This is a genomic window from Cupriavidus sp. 09_S30 (assembly GCF_056930435.1).
The window spans coordinates 3274154-3296919 of the sequence record NZ_JBXOWI010000001.1 but is presented as its reverse complement, the minus strand read 5'-3'; the positions used below and the strand labels follow the sequence as shown (position 1 = coordinate 3296919).

Below are 22766 nucleotides of genomic sequence, written 5' to 3'. Positions count from 1 at the left end.
GCGCCGCCTTCAGCAGCGCGGGCCGGTATTAGTTTCTACGCCCGACAGCAGCCACAGGCCATTCTGCTGGCGGAACTGCAGCGTGGTGGCGCACTCGCCGGGCGTGCCGGTGGTGCCACGCCCGGCACCGGCCGGGAAGCGGGCGTCCAGCCGCTGCGCGCGCCGGTCATAGCGGATCTCATCGATCTGCCCGCCGACCCAGAAGTCGATGCGTGGCGGCAACTGCGCCGCCGAGTAGTAGGTCTTCAGGCGCTTGCGCGTATGGCCGTTGTGCGTCTCGGTTTCGATCCAGCTCAAGGGGTAGCGGATCGCACTTTCGTAGGCGCGCAGTTGCACACGGTGCCAGCCCAGGTCCTTCGAGCCTGACAGGTCGCAGGAGAACGAACGCACCAGTTGCGTCCACTGGTCGATCGCCTTCAGCGAAGGCTGCCAGTGCCGCATGATGGCTTGCTGCAGCGCCTGCGGGTCGGCCTCGCAGATATTGGACAGCGTCGCTGGCAGGTAGAGCGCCTGCGGCGAGGGCGCGCTGGTATAGCGCGCACCCGCGGGCGGCGCGGTGGCCAGTGCCGCCGCTGCGGCCGCGCAGCACAGCGCGGCGCGCACGGCGCGTGTCATGCCTGCGCCTCGTCGCGGGGGCACATCGGGAAGCCCAGGGCTTCGCGCGAATCGTAGTAGGCCTGCGCCACCTGCCGCGACAGATTGCGGATGCGGCCGATGTAGGCGGCGCGCTCGGTCACCGAGATGGCGCCGCGCGCATCGAGCAGGTTGAAGGTGTGCGCGGCCTTGAGCACCTGCTCGTAGGCGGGCAGTGCCAGGCGCGGCGCGCCGTCGGCCGCCTCCATCAGGCGCTTGGCCTCGCCTTCGTGTTCGGAGAAATGGCGGAACAGGATCTCGGCGTTGCTCTGCTCGAAGTTGTAGGTGGACTGCTCCACCTCGTTCTGGTGGTAGACGTCGCCATAGGTCAGGCGGCGCGTCTCGCCGTTCTCGCTCCACTCGGTCCAGACCAGGTCGTAGATGTTTTCGACCTTCTGCAGGTACATCGCCAGCCGCTCGATGCCGTAGGTGATCTCGCCGGTGATGGGCTTGCAGTCCAGGCCGCCGACCTGCTGGAAGTAGGTGAACTGGGTCACCTCCATGCCATTGAGCCAGACCTCCCAGCCCAGGCCCCAGGCGCCAAGCGTGGGGTTCTCCCAGTCGTCCTCGACGAAGCGGATATCGTTCTGCTTCAGGTCCAGGCCCAGCGCCTCCAGCGAGCCCAGGTAGAGCTCGAGGATGTTCTCGGGCGCGGGCTTGAGCACCACCTGGTACTGGTAATAGTGCTGCAGCCGGTTGGGGTTGTCGCCGTAGCGGCCGTCCTTGGGGCGGCGCGACGGCTGCACGTAGGCGGCGCGCCAGGGCTCGGGCCCGATCGCGCGCAGGAAGGTATGCACGTGCGAGGTGCCGGCGCCGACCTCCAGATCGATGGGTTGCAAGAGAGCGCAGCCCTGCCGGTCCCAGTAGGCCTGCAGGGTAAGGATCATTTGTTGGAAGGTCAGCATAGCGAAGACTTGGGGTGGGGCCGCCGGGCGGCCATCACGGCCAGGTGCGCCCAAGGGCGCGGCTGGCGCGTGCCAAACCCTGAATTCTATCGGTTTTTTTCCCCACTCCCCCCAGCGCAGGGCTGCTGCCGCGCGCCATCCCGCCGGCGGCGGCAGGCGGCGCGGCCAAAGGTGTCGGGGAATCGCAACGTATCGGGTAAATCCCGGGGTGCCGTCAAGATTCCTTCGATACGCGCCGATAGGGATTTTGTATACAGTATTGATACACAGCCGGTCAAACTGGACACATCAGGCAAGGGGTCGGGCCGGCTGCCCGATAACACTCAAAAATGGGGGACAACCTATCATGACGTTGCTTTCGCGCAAGCCTTATCTTGTGGCCATCGCGGTGATGATCGCCGCCGCGCTGCTGTCCATCGCCAGCGGCCTGGCGGCCTGAGCCGCCCGGCTCAGGCGCGGCGCCTGGCCCGCCAGAACGCCACTGCCGCCACGGCGAGGCAGGCGGCCAGGACCGGCCAGTTGCCCCAGCGCACATAGGGGGTGAGTCCCTGTGTGCCCTGGACTGTAGCCGCGAGCGTGCCGATCGCGAAGGTCGGCAGCCGATGCGCCACCGTGCCGTCGGGCAGCACCACCGCCGTCATGCCGGTATTGGTGGCACGCAGCATCGGCCGGCGCGTTTCCAGCGCACGCATGCGCGAGATCTGCAGGTGCTGGTCCAGCGCGATGGTGTCGCCGAACCAGGCCAGGTTGGTCACGTTCGCCAGCATATTGGCGGGCGCCGGTTGGTCGCGCAGCGTCTGCGCGATTTCCTCGCCGAACAGATCCTCGTAGCAGATATTGGGCGAGACGCGGATGCCGCGCACCGGCAGCGGCGCCTGGTCCAGTCCGCCGCGGCGGAAATCGCCCAGCGGCATCTTCATCATGTCGACGAACCAGTGGAAGCCGAAGGGGATGAACTCGCCGAAAGGCACCAGGTGGTGCTTGTTGTAGCGGTAGAGCCGGGGCGTTTCCGGGCCCAGGCCGAACACGCTGTTGGTGAAGTCCGTGGGCGAGTCGGCGCCGGCCGCGCCGAACAGCACCGTGCTGCCGCTGTGCTCCACGTAGTCGCGGACGGCGATGGCGATGTCCACCGGCAGGTCCTGCAGGATCACGGGGAAGGCGGTCTCGGGGGTGACCACCAGGTCGGCGGGCGCGGCGGTGATCAGGTCGCGGTAGAACTCCAGCGAGTGCTGCACGCCAACCGGCTCGAATTTGATGTTCTGCGGCACATTGCCCTGCAGCAGGCGCACCGTGATCGGGTTGCCCACGGGCTGGGTCCAGGCCAGCGGAGCGAGCGCGGCGCCGCCCAGCGGCAGCGCGGCCGCCAGCGCCAGCGCCAGCGCCGCCAGTCCGGCACGGCGGCCATCCGCGCGGCCCAGTGCGCCGGCGGCTGCGGTCAGCAGCGCCGCCGTTGCCGCCGACAGGGCGCCGATGCCGTACACGCCGATGATCGGCGCGTAGCCGGCGAGCGGGCCGTCGGTATGCGCATAGCCGCCGGACAGCCAGGGAAAGCCGGTAAAGACCACGCCGCGCAGCCATTCCGACAGGCCCCACAGCGCGCCGAAGGCCAGCGCCAGCAGGAGGACCGCGCCGGCACGCGGTGCCGCCCGGGCGGGCGGGCGAAACCGTGCTGCCAGCCAATGCCAGGCCGCGGCGGCCAGGGCCGGGTAGACCGACAGGTAGACGGCGAACAGCAGCACGGCCAGCGTGGCCATCCAGGCCGGCATCTCGCCATAGACGTGCATGCTGATATAGAGCCACCAGATGCCCGACAGGAACCAGCCCAGCCCGAAGGCGTAGCCGCTTGCGGCCGCGTCACGCACGCGCGGGGCGCGTGCCAGCAGGGCGCACAGGCCGGCCAGCGACAACAGCTGCAGCCACCACCAGGTGTGCGGTGCGAAGCCTTGCGTATGCGCCACGCCCAGCAGCGCGGCCAGCGCGAGCCGGCCGGCGGTCTCACGCGAACGGACCGCGCCGCGCGCGGCGCTCAACACCGGGGTGGGTTCCGTCATGCGCCCACCGCGGAGACCGCGGCGGTCTCGGCTTCGCGCTGCACCAGCAGCAGGTGCACCTGGCGGGCGTCGGCGCGCAGCACTTCGAAGCGCATCGGCGGCAGTTGCACGATCTCGCCGCGGTGCGGCACATGGCCGAGATGGCTGGTGAGCAGGCCGCCGACGGTGTCGACGTCATGGTCGGAGAATTGCGTGCCGAAGGTCTCGTTGAACTGCTCGATCTCGGTCAGGCCATGCACGCGCCAGCCGCCGCTCGGCAGCGACACGATGTTGTCCTGGTCTTCGTCGAGGTCGTATTCGTCCTCGATGTCGCCCACGATCTGCTCGAGCACGTCCTCGATGGTGACCAGGCCGGCGATGCCGCCGTACTCGTCGACCACCATGGCGATGTGGTTGCGGTTGATGCGGAAGTCGCGCAGCAGGATGTTCAGCCGCTTGGATTCGGGGATGAACACCGCCGGGCGCAGTGCCTCGCGCAGGTCGAAGTGCTCGTCCGTGAAGTAGCGCAGCAGGTCCTTGGCCATCAGGATGCCGATGACGTTGTCCCGGCTGCCTTCGTAGACCGGGAAGCGCGAGTGCGCCGTCTGCTGCATGAAGGGGATGAAGGCCTCCGGCGCATCGGCGACGTTGACCATGTCGATCTGGGCGCGCGGCACCATGATGTCGCCCGCGGTCAGCTCGGAAACCTGGAACACGCCCTCGATCATCGAGAGCGAGTCGGCGTCGATCAGGTTGCGCGTGTGCGCGTCCTGAAGCACCTCCAGCAGTTCGGTACGGGATTCAGGCTCGGGGGAGATAAAGTCCGAGAGGCGTTCTAGCAGGGATCTGGGTCGATCTACCGGCTTCGAACTGGGATAAGGGTCGTTCATGGCGCGACGAGCGCGTAGTGGATATCGTCTGAAGGATACACTAAAAGCCTGACGGTCCTGATGTCACCGTGCGTGCTTGATGTGTCACATATGGCGGGCGCCGCGCCTCGTGGCCCTTCGTGGCCGCCTTGCCCGCCAGGCTGCGGATCGCTTCAGTCCTTGCGATAGGGGTCGGGATAGCCGAGCGCCTGCAGCGTCTCGGTCTCGATCGCCTCCATCTCCTCTGCCTCGGCATCTTCGTCATGCTCATAGCCCTGGGCATGGAGCACGCCATGGACGACCAGGTGGGCGTAGTGCGCCTCGAGCGGCTTGCCCTGCTCGCGGGCCTCGGCCTCGACCACCGGGCAGCACAGCACGATATCGGCCGAAACCGGGTCGTCGGCGCTTTCCGCGTAGGCGAAGGTCAGCACATTGGTGGCGTAGTCCTTGCCGCGATAGCTGCGGTTCAGTGCACGGCCCTCGTCCTCGCCGACGAAGCGGATGGTCAGGGCGGCGTCGGCGTACAGCGCCGACTTGACCCAGGTCTCGATCTTGCGCTGCGGCGGCAGCCCGTCGCGCTTGCCCACGCCGTCGCCTGCCTGGACGTCCAGCTCCAGCGCCGGCGGCGTGGCCGGCGTGCCGGTGGTGGTGACCAGCGGCGTGGCGGTGACGGCCACGGAAAGCGCATCGTGGTTGTCCGGGCGCACCAGCAGGCCGGCCTGCTGGCGGGTATCGGTATGCTCGGCCAGCAGCGCGACCACGCCGTCGGCGGCCTGCGACAGGTCGATGGTCAGGCTGCGGCCATCGGGCAGTTGCACGCGCAGCGCATGGGCGGCGCTCTTGCGCGCGCGGCCGTCGGCGTCGAACAGCGTGACGGCGGGTGCGGCGGGCCGCGAAGGGGTAGGGGATTTCAAGTCAGGCGTCCTTGTGCTGGGCGTGATATTCGTCGTACGCGTCGACAATGCGCGCCACCAGCGGGTGGCGCACCACGTCGGCGCTGGAAAAGCGCGTCGAGGCGATGCCGCGCACGTCGTGCAGCACGTGCGCGGCCTCCACCAGCCCGCTCTTCTGCCCGCGCGGCAGGTCGATCTGGGTGGTGTCGCCGGTGATCACCGCCTTCGAGCCGAAGCCGATGCGGGTCAGGAACATCTTCATCTGCTCTGGCGTGGTGTTCTGCGCCTCGTCCAGGATGATGAAGGCGTGGTTCAGCGTGCGCCCGCGCATATAGGCCAGCGGGGCGATCTCGATCATCTGCCGCTCGAACATCTTCTGCGTGCGGTCGAAGCCGAGCAGGTCGTAGAGCGCGTCATAGAGCGGGCGCAGGTAGGGGTCGACCTTCTGCGCCAGGTCGCCGGGCAGGAAGCCCAGGCGCTCACCGGCCTCCACCGCGGGCCGCGTCAGCACGATGCGCTTGACGGCGTCGCGCTCGAGCGCGTCCACCGCGCAGGCCACGGCCAGGTAGGTCTTGCCGGTGCCGGCCGGCCCGATGCCCAAGGTCAGGTCATGCGACAGGATATTGCGCAGGTAGTCGCGCTGGGCAGGGGTGCGGCCGTGCAGGCCGGCGCGGCGCGTGTGCAGCACCGGCGATTCGTCGGCGGGCGCGCCGTCGTGCGCGCCATTGTCGCCGGCGTCGGCCGGCAGGTAGGCGCCGTGGGCGCCTACCTGGCGCGTCTCGACCAGGCCGAGCTGTACGTCGTCGATCGTCAGCGTGGTGCGCGCCTGGTTATAGAAGCGCTCCAGCGCGGTGGCGGCGGCGCTGGCATTGGCGCCGCGCACCGTCATGCGGTGGCCGCGGCGCTGGATGGTCACGTCGAGCGCCTGCTCGATCTGACGCAGGTTCTCGTCCAGCGGCCCGCACAGGTTCTGCAGGCGGGCGTTGTCGTCCTTGGGGGCGACGAATTCAGCGGTGGGGATCTTCATCGTTGCGGATGGCTCCGGACTTCTTCTGCAAACGGTCTTCTTGTTGCTTATTGGCGCACCAGCAGTTCGCCGCGCAGCGAGTGCGGAAAGGCCTCGGTGACGGTCACCTCCACCATCTGGCCGACCAGGCGCTCGCGGCTGGCCTGCGGCACGCCCGGCAGCGCGAAGTTGACCACGCGGTTGTTCTCGGTGCGCCCGTGCAGCTCGGTCGGGTCCTTGCGCGCCGGGCCTTCCACCAGGATGCGCTGCACCGTGCCGACCATGCCCTGGCTGATGCGCTGCACGTTCTCCTCGATGGTGGCCTGCAGATGCTGCAGGCGGCGCAGCTTGACCTCGTGCGGCGTGTCGTCGTGCAGGTTGGCAGCCGGCGTGCCGGGGCGCGGGCTGAAGATGAAGGAGAAGGAGGTGTCGTAGCCGATCTCCTCGATCATCGCCATCAGCTTGTCGAAGTCCGCCTCGGTCTCGCCGGGGAAGCCGACGATGAAGTCGGAGGACAGCGACATGTTCGGGCGCAGCGCGCGCAGCCGGCGGATGATGCTCTTGTACTCCAGCACGCTGTAGCCGCGCTTCATCGCCATCAGCACGCGGTCGGACGCATGCTGCACGGGCAGGTGCAGGTGATCGACCAGCTTGTCGCAGCGGCCGTACAGCTCGATCAGCCGCGAGGTGAATTCCTTCGGATGGCTGGTGGTGTAGCGGATGCGCTCGATGCCGGGGATCTCGGCCACGTACTCGATCAGCAGCGCGAAGTCGGCCACTTCGCTGGTGCCGCCCATGGCGCCGCGGTAGGCGTTGACGTTCTGCCCCAGCAGCGTCACCTCGCGCACGCCCTGCTCGGCCAGGCCGGCCACCTCGGCCAGCACGTCCTCGAAGGGGCGTGAGACTTCCTCGCCGCGCGTATAGGGCACCACGCAGTAGCTGCAGTACTTCGAGCAGCCTTCCATGATCGAGACGAAGGCACTCGGGCCTTCCACCCGCGCCGGCGGCAGGTGGTCGAACTTCTCGATCTCGGGGAAGGAGATGTCCACCTGCGAACGCCCGGTCTCGCGGCGGCGCGCGATCAGGTCGGGCAAGCGATGCAGCGTCTGCGGGCCGAACACCACGTCGACATAGGGGGCGCGCGAGACGATGGCGGCGCCTTCCTGGCTGGCTACGCAGCCGCCTACGCCGATCACCAGGTCCGGCTTGGCGGCCTTGAGCGCCTTCATGCGGCCCAGCTCGGAGAACACCTTCTCCTGTGCCTTCTCGCGCACCGAGCAGGTGTTGAACAGGATCACGTCGGCTTCTTCGACGCGGTCGGTGGCTTCCAGCCCTTCGCTGGCATTGAGTACGTCGACCATCTTGTCGGAGTCGTACTCGTTCATCTGGCAGCCGTAGGTTTTGACGAAGACTTTCTTCATGGTGCCGATCTCAGTGGTTGACCTGGGGGCATCAGGGGGTTGCAATGCACCGGCGCGCCGCGCGTGGTGGGAACGCGCCGGCAATCCTTCGGTGCTCCGGGCTTTCTTTTTCGCCTGCCCGCCGGCCGGCCCGGCTCAGTTGGCCTGCAGCGCCTTGCGCTCGGGCTCGCTCAGTATCCAGGCCGTCAGCAGCTGGCCGTAGAGGTCGAGCTTGTAGCGCACCTGCAGCTTCTTGTCCGCGACCGCCGCGACGGTGAGCAGCTGGTTGTCGGGGCTGAACAGCCGCAGGCCGGGCGCCACGCCCACGGTCTTGCCATCGAGGGTCGCGGTCTGCGGCCCGGTGGACGTGGGCGCCGCCATCACCAGCTTGGCCGCCGCCGCGTCGGCCGGGATCACACGCACAGGCTGCGCCTGCACGGCTGCCGGCAGCAGCGCGGCAGTGGCCAGCGCCGCGGCGAACGCGGGCGGCGCCAATCGGCGAAGCACGGTGCCGACGATGCCGACAATAGGACGGACGGGGCGGCGCACGGCACGGCCAGCAGGCATGGGAACTCCGGCGGAGCGAAAGGTTGGCATGGTTACGGCCTGGCGCTTGTGGGCAACCCGGCGACGCGGGGCGGCTTGGCGATCCGGTACCGGCGAGCGCTGCCCAGCGCGGGCGAGCAACCTGACATTCTACCCTCTGCGCGCCCCAGTGCCGAGGGTTTGCCCGCGCGGGCCGCGCCCGCCGGGCCCGGCGAACGGTCAGAACATCGCGGATGCTTCTTGCAGCACACGACGCTTGGACACGATGCCCAGCAGTTCCCGGCTCTCCGTGTCGCGCACCAGGGGAATGCGATTGAGCGCATTGGCCGAGAACAGGGCCAGCGCGTCGTGCAGCTGCGACTCCGGCGTCAGCGTCGGGAAGTCGCGTTCCATCAACGCGGTCAGCTGGGCATCCGGCTCGCGCGACAGGGCGCGATGCACGGCGTGGATCGACACCGCGCCCAGCATCTCGCCGCCCGGCGTCACCACATAGAGGTAGCGCGTGCCGGCATCGGCGAACTTTTCGTTGGCCTCGGTCAGCGTGGCATCGGGGCCGATGGTGGTGTTGGTCGGATCACACAGCCCGGCCAGCTTCATGGCGCGGGCGCGCTCGGCCGCGGCCGAGGCCTGGGTGCGTTCGGCCACCACGCTGTACAGCGACAGCGTCTGGCAGCGCGAGGCCGTGTAGTAGGCGGCCACCGCGCCGATCATCGACGGCAGCAGCAGGGCGGGTGCCAGCGTCATCTCAAACACCATCAGCACCGACATCAGCGGGGCCTGGCTGGTCGCCGCCAGGAAGGCGCTCATGCCGACCAGCGGCAGCGCGGGCGAGGCGTTGCCGGCCACCAGCGGCGCGAGCATCTGGCCCAGCGCGGCGCCGATGAACAGCGACGGCGTGAACACGCCGCCCACGGCGCCCGAACCCATGCTGAGCACCGTGGCTGCCAGCTTGGCGGCCAGCACCACGGCGACCGGCATGCTCAGCGGCTGCTCCTGCAGGATGGTCTGGATGGTGTAGTAGCCGTTGCCGACCACCTCGGGCACGGCAAGCGCCAGCACGCCCACGCAGGCGCCACCCAGCGCCAGGCGCGGCACGGGGCCGCCCGGCAGGCGGCCGAACACGCGCTTGGCGATGCCGGCCGCACGCAGGAACAGGGCGCCGCTGACGCCGGCGAGCACGCCCATCAGCGCGGCGGCCAGCAGCAGCGGCGCGTGCAGGTCAGCCGCCACGTTGAGCCCGGGATAGAGCGGTTCCAGGCCACTGTGCCACTGGCTGACCATGGCGCCGGCCACCGAGGCGAGAAAGAGCGGCATCAGCCGCTGCACGGCCAGCACGCCGAACACGACTTCGGCGACGAAGACCGCCGCCGACAGCGGCGTGTGGTAGACCGAGGCCAGGCCGGCCGCCGCGCCGCAGGCGGTCAGCATGCGCCGCATATTGGTGTCGGCGCCGGCGCGGCCGGAAGGGAAGAGCGAGCCGCACAGGGCGGCAAGCTGGATCATCGCGCCCTCCTTGCCCACGGAGCTGCCGCTGACGATGGAGCAGAAGGAGGACAGGGAGCGCAGCAAGGTGATGCGCACCGGCAGGCGGCCGGTGCCGCTTGCCACGGCTTCCATGTAGTCGGTGACGCCGGCGCGACCGCGGTCGATGCGCGACGACAGCATCAGCAGGAGGCCCGCCAGTGCGCCGCCAAGTGCCGGGATCACCACCCGCCATCCCAGTGCCAGGCTGGCGAACACCAGGACCACGTCGGCGCGGCTGCCGAACAGCAGCAGACCGGAGCCCTCCAGGGCTTCCCGGAACAGGGTGGTGGCGACGGCCGCGGCGACGCCGACGGGAATCGCCGCGAACAGAATGACTTCCTGGTCTTCGAGAAACCTGAACCGCATGTTGCTGGCATCCGGGAGGAACAAAAGAACGCCGGCGCCCGGCGGGCCCCGGCAAGCGGGTCCGTCGGCGTCCGTGCCGCGCCGCCGGCCCGGCCAGGCCGTCGGCGTGGCCGTCATCATAGCGCAGGGGCTTCCTGATCACGGCGCGCCGGACTGGTACACTACGGGCCTTTCCTCCAAAGAGGCGGGGGCAGTCGCCTTGCCTCGCCGGCCTCCCGGCCGGTTGTCAATTCCAGCCGCCCAGCGATTGGCGCACCATTGTGCGAAACGGGTGGCCGAAGCGTCATTTCATGTCTTTCTCCGAACTAGGCTTGTCCGACAAGCTGGTGCGTGCCGTGGCCGAGCAAGGCTATTCCACGCCTACCCCGATTCAAGCGCAGGCCATCCCTGCCATCCTCAAGGGGGGCGACCTGCTCGCCGGCGCCCAGACCGGCACCGGCAAGACCGCCGGCTTCACCCTGCCGATGCTGCAACTCCTGTCCGAATCCACCGCCCCCGCGCCTGCGCGCGGTGCACGTGTGCCGGTGCGCGCCCTGGTGCTCACGCCCACGCGCGAGCTGGCCGCGCAGGTCGAGGAGAGCGTGCGCAACTACGGCAAGTACCTGCGCCTGCGCTCGATGGTGATGTTCGGCGGCGTCGGCATCAACCCGCAGATCGAGCAGATCAAGCGCGGCGTGGACATCGTCGTGGCCACCCCCGGCCGCCTGCTCGACCACCTGCAGCAACGCACCATCGACCTGTCGTCGGTGGAGATCCTGGTGCTGGACGAAGCCGACCGCATGCTCGACATGGGCTTCATCCACGACATCCGCAAGATCCTGAACATCCTGCCGCCGAAGCGGCAGAACCTGCTGTTCTCGGCCACCTTCTCCGACGAGATCCGTTCGCTGGCCGACCGCCTGCTCGACAACCCGGCCTCGATCGAGGTGGCCCGCCGCAACACGACCGCCGAAACGGTGGAGCAGCGCGTCTATCCGGTGGACCGCGAGCGCAAGCGCGAACTGCTGGCCCACCTGGTGCGCCAGCACGACTGGCACCAGGTGCTGGTCTTCACCCGCACCAAGCACGGCGCCAACCGGCTGGCCGAGCAGCTCACCAAGGAAGGACTGTCGGCGCTCGCCATCCACGGCAACAAGAGCCAGTCCGCCCGCACGCGCGCGCTGACCGAGTTCAAGGCGGGCACGCTGCGCCTGCTGGTGGCCACGGATATCGCCGCGCGCGGCATCGACATCGACCAGCTGCCGCACGTGGTCAATTTCGATCTGCCCAACGTGCCCGAGGACTATGTTCACCGCATCGGCCGCACCGGCCGCGCCGGCGCCGAGGGCGAAGCCGTGTCGCTGGTCTGCGTGGACGAGCATGGCCTGCTGCGCGACATCGAGCGCCTGATCAAGCGCAAGTTCGACCAGATCGTGCTGCCGGGCTTCGAGGTGGATCCCTCCATCGCGCCCGAGCCGATCCAGAAGAGCCGCCAGCAGCGCGGGCAGGGGCAGGGCGGACGTGGCCGTCCCGGCCAGGAACGCCAGGCGCGCGCGCCGCAGGGCGGCGCCCAGCAACCCGCGCGGGCACGCGGCGACGGCCAGGCCGCGCCGCGCCCGGCAGCGGGCAACAGCCCGCAGCGGGCAGCCGGTGGCCAGGGTGGCCAGGGTGGCCGTGGCGGCAACGGTGCCGGCAACGGCAACCGGGGCGGCAATGGCGGTAATAGCGGTAATAGCGGTAATGGTGGTAATGCAGGCAATGGCCGCGGCAATCACGCCCCCCAGGCTGATGGCAACCGCGGCGGCAGCCGCAATGGCTCGGCGGGCCGCGGCAACGCCGCCCCGCGTCCGCAGCAGGACGGTGCGCCCGCGCCCGCCCGCGGACGCCGTCCCGCGCCGCAGGCCGCGCTGCTCGGCGGCCGCGGCAAGACCACGACCTGAGCGCGAGGCGGCCGGCGATGCACGACACTGACGGCAACCAGGCCGGCAACGGCACCCCGGAAGGGGCCGACGCCGATCTGCCCTACGCCGGCCTGACGCCGGAACTGATCCTCGACGCGCTGGAAGGCGCGGGCTTCGCCGCCGATGGGCGGCTGCTCGCGCTCAACAGCTATGAGAACCGCGTCTGGCAGGTCGGCATCGAGGACGGCCCGCCGCTGGTCGCCAAGTTCTACCGGCCCGGCCGCTGGAGCGATGCCGCCATCCTGGAAGAGCACGCCTTCGTCGCCGAACTGGCGCAGGCCGAGGTGCCCGCCGTGCCCGCGCTGACGGTGGACGGCAGCACGCTGCTCCACCACGCGGGCTTCCGCTTCGCCGTGTTCGCCCGCTGCGGCGGCCGCGCGCCCGCGCTCGAGCGTGCCGACACGCTGACCTGGCTGGGTCGCTTCATCGGCCGTATCCACGCGATCGGCGCGACCCGGCCCTACCAGGCGCGTCCCGCGCTGGACGTGGAAACCTTCGGCGTGGAGCCGCGTGACTGGCTGCTGGCACACGATTGCATCCCGCCCGACCTGCTGCTGGCCTGGAAGGCCGCCGCCGACCTGGCGCTCGACGGCGTGCGCCGCTGCTACGAGCGCGCCGGCGACGTGGCGCTGCTGCGCCTGCATGGCGATTGCCACCGCGGCAACGTGCTGTGGATCGATCCCGAAGACGCACGCGGGGCCGAAGCCGGCCCCCACTTCGTCGACTTCGACGACAGCCGCATGGGGCCGGCCGTGCAGGATCTCTGGATGCTGCTGGAAGGCGACCGCGCCGCGATGCAGTCCCAACTGGCCGATGTGCTGGCGGGCTACGAGGACTTCGCCGAATTCTCGCCGCGCGAATTGCATCTGGTGGAGGCGCTGCGCACGCTGCGTCTGCTGCACTACAGCGCCTGGCTGGCCAGCCGCTGGCGCGATCCGGCTTTTCCTGCGGCGTTTCCCTGGTTCGGGACGCAGCGTTATTGGCAGGATCGGATTCTGGAGTTGCGGGAGCAGATTGCGTTGATGGATGAGCCGCCGCTTTGGAGTGTTTAAGCGGGACTGTTGGTTCGGGGGAGTCTGGCGTCTACGCGCTTTGTTTGATTGGCGTGGGCTGTTGATTTCCTGAGCCTGTTTTCGACGTCCATTCGCGAGAATCTGGGCGGTACTGGCTGATCGGGCCAACGGCCTGTTTCGACTCCCCCTGCGGGGGAGCCGACCTACTTTCTTTGTCTCGCCAAAGAAAGTAGGCAAAGAAGGCGACCCGGGCGCGGCGAAAGACTCCTCGCGATTTGCCGTGTCCGCCGCGCCCGTCCGAACTCGCGTCCTTCGGCCGCTCAGACAGCGGACGGGCTTCATCGGCGGCCACGGCAAATCGCGAGGCGCCGCACAACGGGAGGGAACGGCCAAATCGTCGGTCTGCCAGACTCCCTTTGCTGAATGCGATGTGACGTCGCATGCCGACGCATCGTGTTCGGCCAGCTAGCTGGCCGAACACCTGCCACCCGATGCGAAGCGAGGCGTGGCGTCCTTACCCTGCCGTATGCGGCGCCTCGCGGGCTGGCTGAAAGAGCGGAAAAGAGGGCCCCCTGTCTGAGCATCGCCGTAAGGCGATGTGAGTTGGGGCCCGGCCGCTCTTTCAGCCAGCCCGCGAGGGGGTGTTAAGCCGCATCCGGCGCGCCTTCTTTGCCTACTTTCTTGGCAAGACAAGAAAGTAGGTCGGCTCCCCGCAGGGGAGTCGAAACAGGCTTTTGGCCTAAACAACTAACACCGCCCAACCAACACCGCCCGAGTCAAAGCGCCACCAAAACGAAAAAAGAGGAGGCGCCGCATCCCGCAACACCTCCCCTTCATCAAGCCAGCCGGCGCATGCCGGCCAAAGCCTCAAAGCCTGCGCGATTACTTCGCACGCGCCCCCTTGACCAGCAACACCGGACACGGTGCCATCGCCAGCACCCGCCCCGCCACCGACCCAATCACCGCATCGAAGAAAGAGCCGCGCCCATGCGTGCCCATCACGATGCCTTCCGACTTGGTCTCGCTGGCATGCGCCACGATGCGCTCCGGCGCAAAGCCGCGCAGCGGATGAATCTCAAAGGGGATATTGCCGGCCTTGAGGATGTCGCAGACGGACTGCGTCGCCTTCGCGCTTTCTTCCCTGTGCCAGTCGTCGATGGTTTCCTTGCTGACGAAGGCGCGTACCTGGCCGGTGACGTCGGGGGTGACATGGACCACGTGGACGGTGAAGCCGTCCTTCAACAGGCGGCCTTCGACGATGAAGCGGGCAGCGGCATCGCTGAAGGGCGAGCCGTCGGTCGCCAGCACGATATTGCTCATGGCATCTCCTGGTCTTGGGGGCTGAAGAGTGGGGCGCGGGACCGCATCTCCCGCACCTGTGAACATCATGGCAGCTTGCGCCCGCCCATGCCACGATCTGGATCAAATCCCCCGCGGGGCTGGAATGCGAGTGTTTTTGCAATTAGATTGAAACATTCCGCCATTGCCGCAGCGCGACATCCCCGGCTAGCATCGGAGCAACCGGCCTGACCGGAACGACAGAATCGCGGAGACAAGACATGAGTGGACAAGGAGGCATCCTGCCCCTGGGCGGAGTCAAGGTGGTGGAATTCGAAGGGATCGGGCCAGGGCCCCTGTGCGGCAGCATGCTGGCGGGGTTGGGCGCCGAGGTGACGCTGGTGGCGCGGCCCGTGCCGCCCGATGCGCGCCGGGTGCTGCGCGGCGCGGCGGTGCCGCCGGAGATGGAGCAGGAACACGGCAAGCGCGTGGTGCGCCTGGACCTGAAGCAGCCCGAGGGCGTTGCCGCGGCGCTGGACCTCGTGGCCGGCGCCGATGCGCTGATCGAGGGCCTGCGCCCTGGCACGATGGAGCGCCTCGGCCTGGGGCCGGCCGACTGCCACCGGCGCAACCCGCGCCTGGTCTATGGGCGCATGACCGGTTGGGGCCAGAGCGGACCGCTCGCCCACAGCGCGGGGCATGACCTGAACTATGTGGCGCTGACTGGCATGCTGTCGCTGGCCTCGCGTGAGGGCGCGCTGCCGATGGTGCCGCCGACCATGACCGGCGATGGCGCTGGCGCACTCGGCCTCGCCTTCGGCATCGTCAGCGCCGTGCTGCACGCGCGCGCCAGCGGGCAGGGATGCGTGGTCGACGCGGCCATCACCGACATCGCCGCCATGATCGGCTCGCTGGCGCAGGTGGCCCACGCCGCCGGCACCATCGCCGGGCCGCGTCCCAGCCCCTTCCACGACTCCCCCTTCTATGACGTGTTCACCTGCGCTGACGGCCGCGCCATCACGATCGGTGCGCTCGAGCCGCAGTTCTACCGCCTGCTGCTGGAGAAGCTCGACCTGGCCGATGTGGATCCCGCTGCGCAGTACGACAGCAGCCAGTGGCCTGCGCTGAAGGCGCGCATTGCCGAGCGCATCGCCGCGCGCCCCAGCGCCTACTGGTGCGATCTGCTGGAGGGCAGCGATGTCTGCTTCGCACCGGTCCTGACCCTGGAAGAGGCGGCGCGTCATCCGCACAACGCGGCGCGCGGCACCTTCCGCCGCTACACGCTGGACGGCCGCGAGTTCGCACGCGCGGCCCCGGCGCCGCGCTTCTTCGCCACAGACGCGGACTGAGGCCGTCGGCACGCAACACCGGCACGCAGCACCTGCGCGCCAGCGGTGCGCGCAGGTGTGTGCCACGCATCGGCTATCCTTGCTCCACCAAAACCAAGCAAGCGAGGAGAGCCGCGATGACGCAGCCCGCAGAGACAGACGAAGGCAATCACGCCTACACCCCCACGCCCGCCTTCGAAGGCGGCCTGCAAGTGCGCACCGAGGTGCTCGGCGCCGCGCATGTCCAGCGCGCGCTGGATGCCGCCCAGGCCCAGGGTGACACCAGCCTGCAGCAACTGGTGACGGAGTTCGCCTGGGGCACGGTGTGGACCCGTCCGGGGCTGGACCGCAAGCAGCGCAGCCTGGCGACCGTCTCGATGCTGGTCGCGCTGAACCGGCCGCAGGAACTGGCCGGCCACCTGCGCGGCGCCCTGGCCAATGGCGTGACGCCACAGGAGCTGCGCGAACTGATGGTGCACAGCGCCGTCTATTGCGGCTTCCCCGCGGCGCTCGATGCCAGCCGCAAGCTGGCCGAAGTGCTGGAGGCCGCAGCGCGCGAGGCGGCATCGGAGCCCGACAAGAAATAGGAAGCTTCCGGCCCCATTTGCAGGATTTTTCGTCGACAGTTTGGGGGAATGCTCAGGCTGCCGGCTCGGCCGGCGTCCTATGCTTGTCCCAGCTTCTTCCTCTGGATCGATGAGGAAAAGGCCGGTCGCCTGCCCTGTCCGCCCCTGCGCGGCGGAAGAGCCTGCCAGCGCGGCGCGCGGGCAATGCAAGGCGCTTCGCCCCCATTCCAGCCGCAAGGAAGTCCTCCTATGGCCGACGCGCTGATCGTTGACGACCATCCCGCCATCCGTCTTGCAGTCTGCACGCGGCTCGAGCGCGATCTCGGCTTCCGCGAGGTTCTCGAAGCGGAAAACGGCGCCGATGCGTTCGAACTCGTGTGCCAGCACCAACCGCAGCTGGTCGTGGTCGACCTGGGCATTCCCCGGCTATCGGGCATTGACCTGATCGAGAAGATCGCGGCCGCCTATCCGGCCGTGCGCATGCTGGTCTTGTCGGGACTGGATGAGGATCTCTCCTGCGCGCGCGCGATGCGCGCCGGCGCGCACGGCTTCGTTGCCAAGCGGCAGAGCCTGGCCGAACTGATCAGCGCGGTGCGCAGCCTGCTGGCCGGCTACTCGGTGTTCCCGCTGCACGCGCTCGGCGCGGCGCGCCTCAACGCCTATGCCGCCGGACGCGACTCGCTCGCCCTGCTGACAGAACGGGAAATCACCGTGCTGCAATACCTGGCCCGGGGCGTCGCCAACAAGGACATCGCCAAGGAGCTGATGATCAGCAGCAAGACCGTCAGCACGCACAAGATCAATATCATGGACAAGCTGCGCATCGGCTCGCTGATCGAGCTGGCCGACTTCGCGCGCTTTCACAACCTGCTGCGTTGAGGCCGTGGCTCACGCGTTGTACGGCGCCATGATGTGGAGCGCTCAGCCGTCCACTGACTCCTGCGCGCGCAGTGCCGGCATGAGTTCGGCAAGGAAGCTGCGCGCGGCCACGGACAACCTGGCCGAGCCCCTGCGCAGCAGCGAGATCCGGTGGATCCTGCCGGTCATTCCCTTGATAGGGATCGCCTGCATGCCCCAGTCCTGCGCGATGCGCGCGGCGTAGCCCGGCAGCACCGCAATGCCGGCTCCCGCCTTGACCAGGCCCAGCGTCGCGGTCAGGGTGCCGGCCTCGATATGGCTCGGGATGGAGACGCCTTCCCGGGCAACGATCTCATCCAGCGTGCGCCGCACGCTGTAGAACTGGCGCAGGCTGATGTGCTCCCACGCGGCCAGCTCGGCCCAGCGCACGGCGCGGCGTGCCGCCAGCGCATGTCCCGCCGGCACGACCACCAGCATGCGGTCGCGCAACGCCAGTTCGGTTTCGATGCCCGGTATCTCACTATCCACCGCGCCGAAGCCGAAATCGACCCTGCCCGCGCGCACGCTGTCGACGGTCTCGTCGGTCGACAGTTCATGCAGCTCGAAGCGGACACCCGGGAAGCGCGTCCGATATGCGGCGATCGGTCCGGCGAGCAAGCCGTGGATCATCATCGGCGAGGCGGCGATGCCGATCTGCCCGCGCTTGAGATCGGCCAGTTCCACCACGCTGCGGGTGGCGGCCTGCATGCTGGCCATGATGTCGGCGGCAAAGCCGTGAAACTCCCGCGCGGCATCGTTCGGCTCGACTCTGCGCGTGGTGCGGTCGAACAGCGCGAAGCCGAGTTGGGATTCGAGCTCCGCCACCATCTTGCTCGCCGCCGACTGCGTCATGTGCAACTGGGCGGCCGCCGCCGTGAAGCTCCTGACTTCGAACAGCTTGAGGAATACCTGGAGTTGGCGGATGGTGATATTCATTCCGTTCTGGACTGGATTGATAAGAACAATTCCATTGTTACATGAGTAGGTGCGCCGTACCATCGTCCGCAAGCCAACCCCCGGAACGATGAACGATCATGCAAGCGAACCAGACCGCCACGCCGCGTTGCCACATCCACAGGGAGGCCGACGGTGTCGTGACCGCGACCCTGGACAACGGCCGCCTCAACCTGCTCACGGGCGAGGCCGCCGTGACCTATGCGAGCGCACTGCGCGAACTCGGCTACGACGACAGCATCCGCCTGCTGGTCCTGCGCGGCGGGCCGGCGGCCTTCCTGGGCGGCGCCGACATCAAGTTCCTGAAGGACGCGGGCAAGCGCGATATCGAGGAATACATCCGCAGCGTATTCGCGCTGTGCGAGCAGATCCGCGACCTGCCGTTCCCGACCATGTCGGTGATTTCCGGCTACTGCCTCGGTGCGGGCATGGAGGTGGCTGCCATGTGCGATATCAAGCTGGCCGCCGCCGATGCCCGCTTCGGCATGCCCGAGGTGAAGCTGGGCGTGCCGTCGGTGATCCATGCGGCGATGTTGCCCGGCATGATCGGATGGACCCGCACGCGCGACCTGCTGCTGAGCGGGCGCATGGTCAGCGCGCGCCAGGCTTGCGACTGGGGGCTGGTCACCGATGTGGCCGACGGGAGGGAACTCGACGCGCTGGTGGCAGAGTGGCGGCACGAGATGCTGAGCGGCGCGCCGCTGGCGCTCCGCATCCAGAAGGACCTGATTCGCCGCTGGGAGCGGATGCCGACGCAGGAGGCCATCGCCATCGGCATCGAAGGGCTGGTCAGCGCCTATGACTCCGACGAGCCCAAGCGGTACATGGAGCGCTTCCTGCGCGAGCGCAAGCGCGGCTAAGCAGACGGCCGGAGGAGACGAGACCATGACAACAACAATCACCCGCGCACTGCGCCTCTTGCTGGCCTGCGCCGTGCTGCCGGCCGCCGCCGCCGCGCAGCCCGCGGACTATCCCAGCCAGGCGATACGCCTGGTGGTGCCGTTCGCGGCGGGCGGCCTGACTGATATCCTGGCGCGCCAGCTCGCCCGCACCATGCAGGCCCAGACCAGGCAGGCCGTGGTGGTGGACAACAAGCCCGGCGCCGGCGGCATCATCGGTGCCGAACAGGTCGCCAAGGCGAAGCCGGACGGCTACACGCTCCTGATCACTACGACCGCGCATGTCGTCAACCCATCCATCTCGAAGCGCTTGCCCTACGACACCGAGAAGGACTTTGCGCCCATCGCTCTGCTGGCCAGCACGCCGATGGTGCTGCTGGTGAACCCGTCGCTGCCGGCCGCCAACCTGGGCGAGCTGCTTGCCTATGCGCGCCGCGCCGGCGGCGTCAGCTACGGCTCGTCGGGCACCGGCGGGCTGACGCACCTGTCCGGCGAGCTGCTGGCGGCCAGGACCGGTGCGCCCTTCCTGCACGTGCCGTACAAGGGCACCGCGCTGGCGGTCAACGATCTGCTGGGCGGACAGATCCAGGCATCCTTCGTCGATGCACTGACGGCCACCAAGTTCGTGGAGAGCGGCAAGCTGCGTGCGATCGGTGTGACCACGGCGCAGCGCAATGCCGCGCTGCCCAAGGTGCCGACCATTGCCGAGCAGGGCGTGCCCGGCTACGAGACCGAGATATGGATCGGCTTCTATGCGCCCGCGGGCACGCCCGCGGAGATCCAGGCGAAGCTGAACACGATGGCAGTGGCCTCGATGAACGACCCGGCCTTCAGCGCCACGCTGGCCCAGCAGGGCACCACGCCGGGGAAGATGGGACGCGACGCCTTCCGTGCCTATGTGGCCAGCGAGATCGCCAAATGGCATGGCGTCGTGCAGGCCGCGCACATCCCGCCGCAATGAGGACGACGCCGATGAGCGCACTGCCATTGCAAGGCATCCGCGTGCTCGACCTGAGCAGCGTGATCATGGGTCCCTATGCCACGCAGATGCTGGCCGAGTATGGCGCCGACGTGATCAAGGTGGAGCCGCCCGAGGGCGACATCATGCGCGCCATGGGGCCGGCACGCCAGCCCGGCATGGGGCCGGTCTTCCTGAACCTGAACCGGGGCAAGCGCAGCCTGTGCGTCGATCTCAAGTCGGCGGGCGCGGCCGAGGTGATGCGGCGCGCCGTCGAGACCGCTGATGTGTTCCTGACCAATATGCGCAGCCGGGCGCTGGAGAAGCTGGGGCTCGGCTACGCACAGCTCGCCTCGCTGCGTCCCGGCCTGGTCTATGTGCAGCTGACCGGCTTCGCCGAGCAAGGCGGGCACGCTGGCAAGCCGGCCTACGACGACCTGATCCAGGGCATGGCCGCCATTCCCGACCTGGTGGCGAAGGCGGGCGGCGGCGCGCCGGCATACCTCCCGCTGAACATCGCCGACAAGACCATGGGCCTGTTCGCCGCGCAGGCCGTGCTGGCCGCGCTGCTGCAGCGCGAGCGCTGCGGCGAGGGGCAGTACATCGAGGTGCCCATGCTCGAGACCATGGCCAACTTCGTGCTGGCGGACCATCTCGGCGCGGCCAGCTTCGAGCCGCCGCTCGGCCCGGCAGGCAATCCGCGCCTGCTGTCGCGCTACCGCAAGCCTTACCGGACCAGCGACGGCTGGCTGAGCACCATCGTCTACACGGACCGCCACTGGGAATCCTTCCTGCGGCTGGTGGGCCGCGACGACCTGTGGCGCGACGACGCCCGTTTCCGCACCATGGGCAGCCGCACGCAGCATGTCGACCATGTCTACGCCTTCGTCGAGGCGCACATCGCTCGGCGTGCCACCGCCGAATGGGTGAGGATGCTGTCGGAAGCCGATATTCCGGTGGCCGAGTCGATGGATCTCGATGGGCTGGTGGCGGCGCTGCGCCGGGCGCCGGACAGCAATCTGCGGACCTATGCGGACGCGGCAGGCGGCACCTGCCTCGGGCTCGAACCGGCGGCGCGCTGGTCGCGCTCGCAGCCGGTGGCGGGCGCCCCCGCGCCGCTGCTCGGACAGCATACCGAAGCGATCCTCTCCGAACTGGGGCTGGGCTGAAGCGCGCCGCCGCTGCGCTCAGCGCCGGTGCTCAAAGCGCCGCGACGCGTGAGTCCACTAGTGTCTGTGCTCCTCGTCGGCGCCCAGCGGCGGCGCCACCTCTTCCAGCGGGCGGCGCTCCGCATCGACGCCGTGCCGCAGGGCGAGCAGGCCCGCGGCCACTGCCAGCGCCGCACCGACGCAATAGCCGGCCGCCACCGCGCCGCGGCTGCCGTTTTCCACCAGCAGGCCGAACAGCGCCGGCGCCACCAGTCCGCCGGTGGCGGTGCCCGCCACATAGAATACCGAGATGGCCAGCGCGCGCATCTCCAGCGGAAACACCTCGCTGGCGGTCAGGTAGGCCGAACTGGCGCCCGCGGATGCCAGGAAGAACACCACCGACCAGCACAGCGCCTGCGTGCGCGCATCGAGCCAGCCGGCGACGAAGGCCCAGCCCGTCAGCGCAAGGCCGAGGCCGGACGTCACATAGGTGAAGGCCACCATGCGGCGCCGGCCGATGCGGTCGAACAGCGGCCCCAGCACGAGCGGCCCGGCCGCATTGCCGATGGCGAAGGGGAAGATGTAGAGCGCCACGCGGGCGTCTGCCACGCCGTAGAAGCGGACGAGCACGAGCGCATAGGTGAAGAAGATCGCGTTGTAGAAAAAGGCCTGCGACACCATCAGCGCCAGCGTGACGATGCTGCGGGCGCGGTAGCGGTGCAGCAGCAGCCGCGCCACTTCTGCCAGCGACGGGGGGGTGCGGCGCCCGGCAGCGAAGCGCGCGCCGCCCGGCAGGGGCGCGGGCGCGCCGCCGGGCGCGGCGATGCTGCGTTCGATGGCGGCGACCACGCGCGCGGCTTCCTCGCCCCGGCCATGCATGGCGAGCCAGCGCGGACTTTCCGGCACCTCGCGGCGCACCAGCAGGACCGCCACGGCGAGCAGCGCGCCCAGGCCGAAACACGCGCGCCAGCCCCATGCCGGTCCCAGCACGCGCGGGTCGAGCAACAGTAGGCTCAGCCCGGCGCCGAGCGCGGCTCCGAGCCAGAAGCTGCCGTTGATGGCCAGGTTGACGCGACCGCGCACTCTCGCCGGGACCAACTCATCGATGGCCGAGTTGATGGCCGCGTACTCGCCACCGATGCCCAGGCCGGTGCAGAAGCGGCACAGGCCGAGAAAGGCGAAGCCGGTCGAGAAGGCCGTGGCGAGCGTGGCGAGCAGATAGACCAGCAGGGTCGCGAGAAAGAGGCGCTTGCGGCCGAGGCGGTCGGCCAGCCTGCCGAAGACGAGGGCACCGCAGACGGCGCCGGAGATGTAGAGGGTGCCGGCCCAGCCGACCTGCAGCGCACTCAGCGACAGCGTGTCGGGGCGCTGCAACACCGCGCCCAGCGAGCCCGCCAGCGTGACTTCCAGTCCGTCCAGCACCCAGGCCACACCGAGCGCGATGCAGACGCGCCAATGCCAGCGCGACCAGGGCAGCCGGTCCAGCCGCACGGCAATGTCGGTGCGCCACGTGCCGGGAGACTGCCCGCGCCGCAGGCGTGGCGTGCGTTACATGAGGCGGGGGGCGGGAACGCGGCATCGTGGCGGCGGGGCCTCCTGGGGATCGTCGGCGG

Annotated in this window: 20 protein-coding genes; 8 read left to right on the top strand and 12 right to left on the bottom strand. The window is 69.0% G+C overall.

Translation table 11 applies throughout. The features are described 5' to 3' along the window. Window positions 1–9: 9 nt before the first annotated feature. The 9 genes from AC1Z3O_RS15430 to AC1Z3O_RS15390 form a co-directional block, all read right to left on the bottom strand. Window positions 10–615 (bottom strand): hypothetical protein, encoded by a 606-nt coding sequence (locus AC1Z3O_RS15430; protein WP_483516572.1) that lies wholly within the window; start codon window positions 613–615, stop codon window positions 10–12. Next, entirely contained in the window at window positions 612–1538 is a 927-nt protein-coding gene (gene glyQ / locus AC1Z3O_RS15425; protein ID WP_483516571.1) for a glycine--tRNA ligase subunit alpha, read from the bottom strand. Before glyQ ends, AC1Z3O_RS15430 begins: the two co-directional genes overlap by 4 nt. Before the next feature lie 449 nt (window positions 1539–1987). Then, window positions 1988–3589 (bottom strand): apolipoprotein N-acyltransferase, encoded by a 1602-nt coding sequence (gene lnt, locus AC1Z3O_RS15420; protein ID WP_483516570.1) that lies wholly within the window; start codon window positions 3587–3589, stop codon window positions 1988–1990. After that, window positions 3586–4458 carry an HlyC/CorC family transporter gene (locus AC1Z3O_RS15415; protein WP_483516569.1) on the bottom strand — a complete coding sequence of 291 codons (873 nt, stop codon included), beginning with the start codon at window positions 4456–4458 and terminating at the stop codon, window positions 3586–3588. The genes lnt and AC1Z3O_RS15415 overlap by 4 nt, the downstream gene beginning before the upstream one ends. 152 nt (window positions 4459–4610) lie before the next feature. After that, window positions 4611–5351: an rRNA maturation RNase YbeY gene (gene ybeY, locus AC1Z3O_RS15410; protein WP_483516568.1), complete on the bottom strand. Its 741-nt coding sequence runs from the start codon at window positions 5349–5351 to the stop codon at window positions 4611–4613. A gap of 1 nt (window position 5352) precedes the next feature. Beyond that, on the bottom strand, window positions 5353–6357 hold the full coding sequence (locus AC1Z3O_RS15405; RefSeq protein ID WP_483516567.1) for a PhoH family protein: 1005 nt from the start codon (window positions 6355–6357) through the stop codon (window positions 5353–5355). Window positions 6358–6404: 47 nt separating this feature from the next. Beyond that, the gene (miaB, locus tag AC1Z3O_RS15400; RefSeq protein ID WP_483516566.1) at window positions 6405–7757 is read right to left on the bottom strand and encodes a tRNA (N6-isopentenyl adenosine(37)-C2)-methylthiotransferase MiaB; all 1353 of its coding nucleotides are present in this window, start codon (window positions 7755–7757) and stop codon (window positions 6405–6407) included. A gap of 135 nt (window positions 7758–7892) precedes the next feature. Next, window positions 7893–8303, bottom strand: a complete 411-nt coding sequence (locus AC1Z3O_RS15395) for a hypothetical protein (protein ID WP_483516565.1) — start codon at window positions 8301–8303, stop codon at window positions 7893–7895. Window positions 8304–8501: 198 nt separating this feature from the next. Beyond that, the gene (locus AC1Z3O_RS15390) at window positions 8502–10172 is read right to left on the bottom strand and encodes a ClcB-like voltage-gated chloride channel protein (protein ID WP_483516564.1); all 1671 of its coding nucleotides are present in this window, start codon (window positions 10170–10172) and stop codon (window positions 8502–8504) included. Window positions 10173–10462: 290 nt separating this feature from the next. Here AC1Z3O_RS15390 and AC1Z3O_RS15385 point away from each other — a divergent pair, with 290 nt between their 5' ends. Together AC1Z3O_RS15385 and AC1Z3O_RS15380 are read left to right on the top strand one after the other, a co-directional pair. After that, the gene (locus tag AC1Z3O_RS15385; protein WP_483516563.1) at window positions 10463–12091 is read left to right on the top strand and encodes a DEAD/DEAH box helicase; all 1629 of its coding nucleotides are present in this window, start codon (window positions 10463–10465) and stop codon (window positions 12089–12091) included. 17 nt (window positions 12092–12108) lie between these two features. Next, window positions 12109–13164, top strand: coding sequence for a serine/threonine protein kinase (locus AC1Z3O_RS15380; RefSeq protein ID WP_483516562.1), 1056 nt, complete (start codon window positions 12109–12111; stop codon window positions 13162–13164). 843 nt (window positions 13165–14007) lie between these two features. Here the strand turns inward: AC1Z3O_RS15380 and AC1Z3O_RS15375 are convergent. Beyond that, window positions 14008–14445, bottom strand: a complete 438-nt coding sequence (locus AC1Z3O_RS15375; RefSeq protein ID WP_483516561.1) for a universal stress protein — start codon at window positions 14443–14445, stop codon at window positions 14008–14010. A gap of 239 nt (window positions 14446–14684) precedes the next feature. Here AC1Z3O_RS15375 and AC1Z3O_RS15370 point away from each other — a divergent pair, with 239 nt between their 5' ends. The 3 genes from AC1Z3O_RS15370 (at window position 14685) to AC1Z3O_RS15360 (ending at window position 17176) form a co-directional block, all read left to right on the top strand. Continuing rightward, window positions 14685–15752 carry a CaiB/BaiF CoA transferase family protein gene (locus AC1Z3O_RS15370; RefSeq protein WP_483516560.1) on the top strand — a complete coding sequence of 356 codons (1068 nt, stop codon included), beginning with the start codon at window positions 14685–14687 and terminating at the stop codon, window positions 15750–15752. A 116-nt stretch (window positions 15753–15868) separates the two neighbouring features. Further along, window positions 15869–16318: a carboxymuconolactone decarboxylase family protein gene (locus tag AC1Z3O_RS15365; RefSeq protein ID WP_483516559.1), complete on the top strand. Its 450-nt coding sequence runs from the start codon at window positions 15869–15871 to the stop codon at window positions 16316–16318. 228 nt (window positions 16319–16546) lie between these two features. Then, a complete protein-coding gene (locus AC1Z3O_RS15360) occupies window positions 16547–17176 on the top strand; it encodes a response regulator (RefSeq protein WP_483516558.1) in 630 nt (209 codons plus the stop codon). Window positions 17177–17218: 42 nt separating this feature from the next. Here the strand turns inward: AC1Z3O_RS15360 and AC1Z3O_RS15355 are convergent, their stop codons facing one another. Further along, window positions 17219–18130, bottom strand: coding sequence for a LysR family transcriptional regulator (locus tag AC1Z3O_RS15355; protein ID WP_483516557.1), 912 nt, complete (start codon window positions 18128–18130; stop codon window positions 17219–17221). 98 nt (window positions 18131–18228) lie between these two features. Between AC1Z3O_RS15355 and AC1Z3O_RS15350 the strand changes: the two genes are divergently transcribed. From AC1Z3O_RS15350 to AC1Z3O_RS15340, 3 genes are read left to right on the top strand one after another with little or no spacing between them, the layout of a single operon-like run. Then, window positions 18229–19008 (top strand): enoyl-CoA hydratase-related protein, encoded by a 780-nt coding sequence (locus AC1Z3O_RS15350; RefSeq protein ID WP_483516556.1) that lies wholly within the window; start codon window positions 18229–18231, stop codon window positions 19006–19008. 25 nt (window positions 19009–19033) lie between these two features. Continuing rightward, on the top strand, window positions 19034–20008 hold the full coding sequence (locus AC1Z3O_RS15345) for a tripartite tricarboxylate transporter substrate binding protein (protein ID WP_483516555.1): 975 nt from the start codon (window positions 19034–19036) through the stop codon (window positions 20006–20008). 11 nt (window positions 20009–20019) lie between these two features. After that, window positions 20020–21174 carry a CaiB/BaiF CoA transferase family protein gene (locus AC1Z3O_RS15340; protein WP_483516554.1) on the top strand — a complete coding sequence of 385 codons (1155 nt, stop codon included), beginning with the start codon at window positions 20020–20022 and terminating at the stop codon, window positions 21172–21174. A 57-nt stretch (window positions 21175–21231) separates the two neighbouring features. Here AC1Z3O_RS15340 and AC1Z3O_RS15335 read toward each other — a convergent pair whose 3' ends face one another. Next, window positions 21232–22644, bottom strand: a complete 1413-nt coding sequence (locus tag AC1Z3O_RS15335; RefSeq protein ID WP_483516553.1) for an MFS transporter — start codon at window positions 22642–22644, stop codon at window positions 21232–21234. Between the last annotated feature and the right edge of the window lie 122 nt (window positions 22645–22766).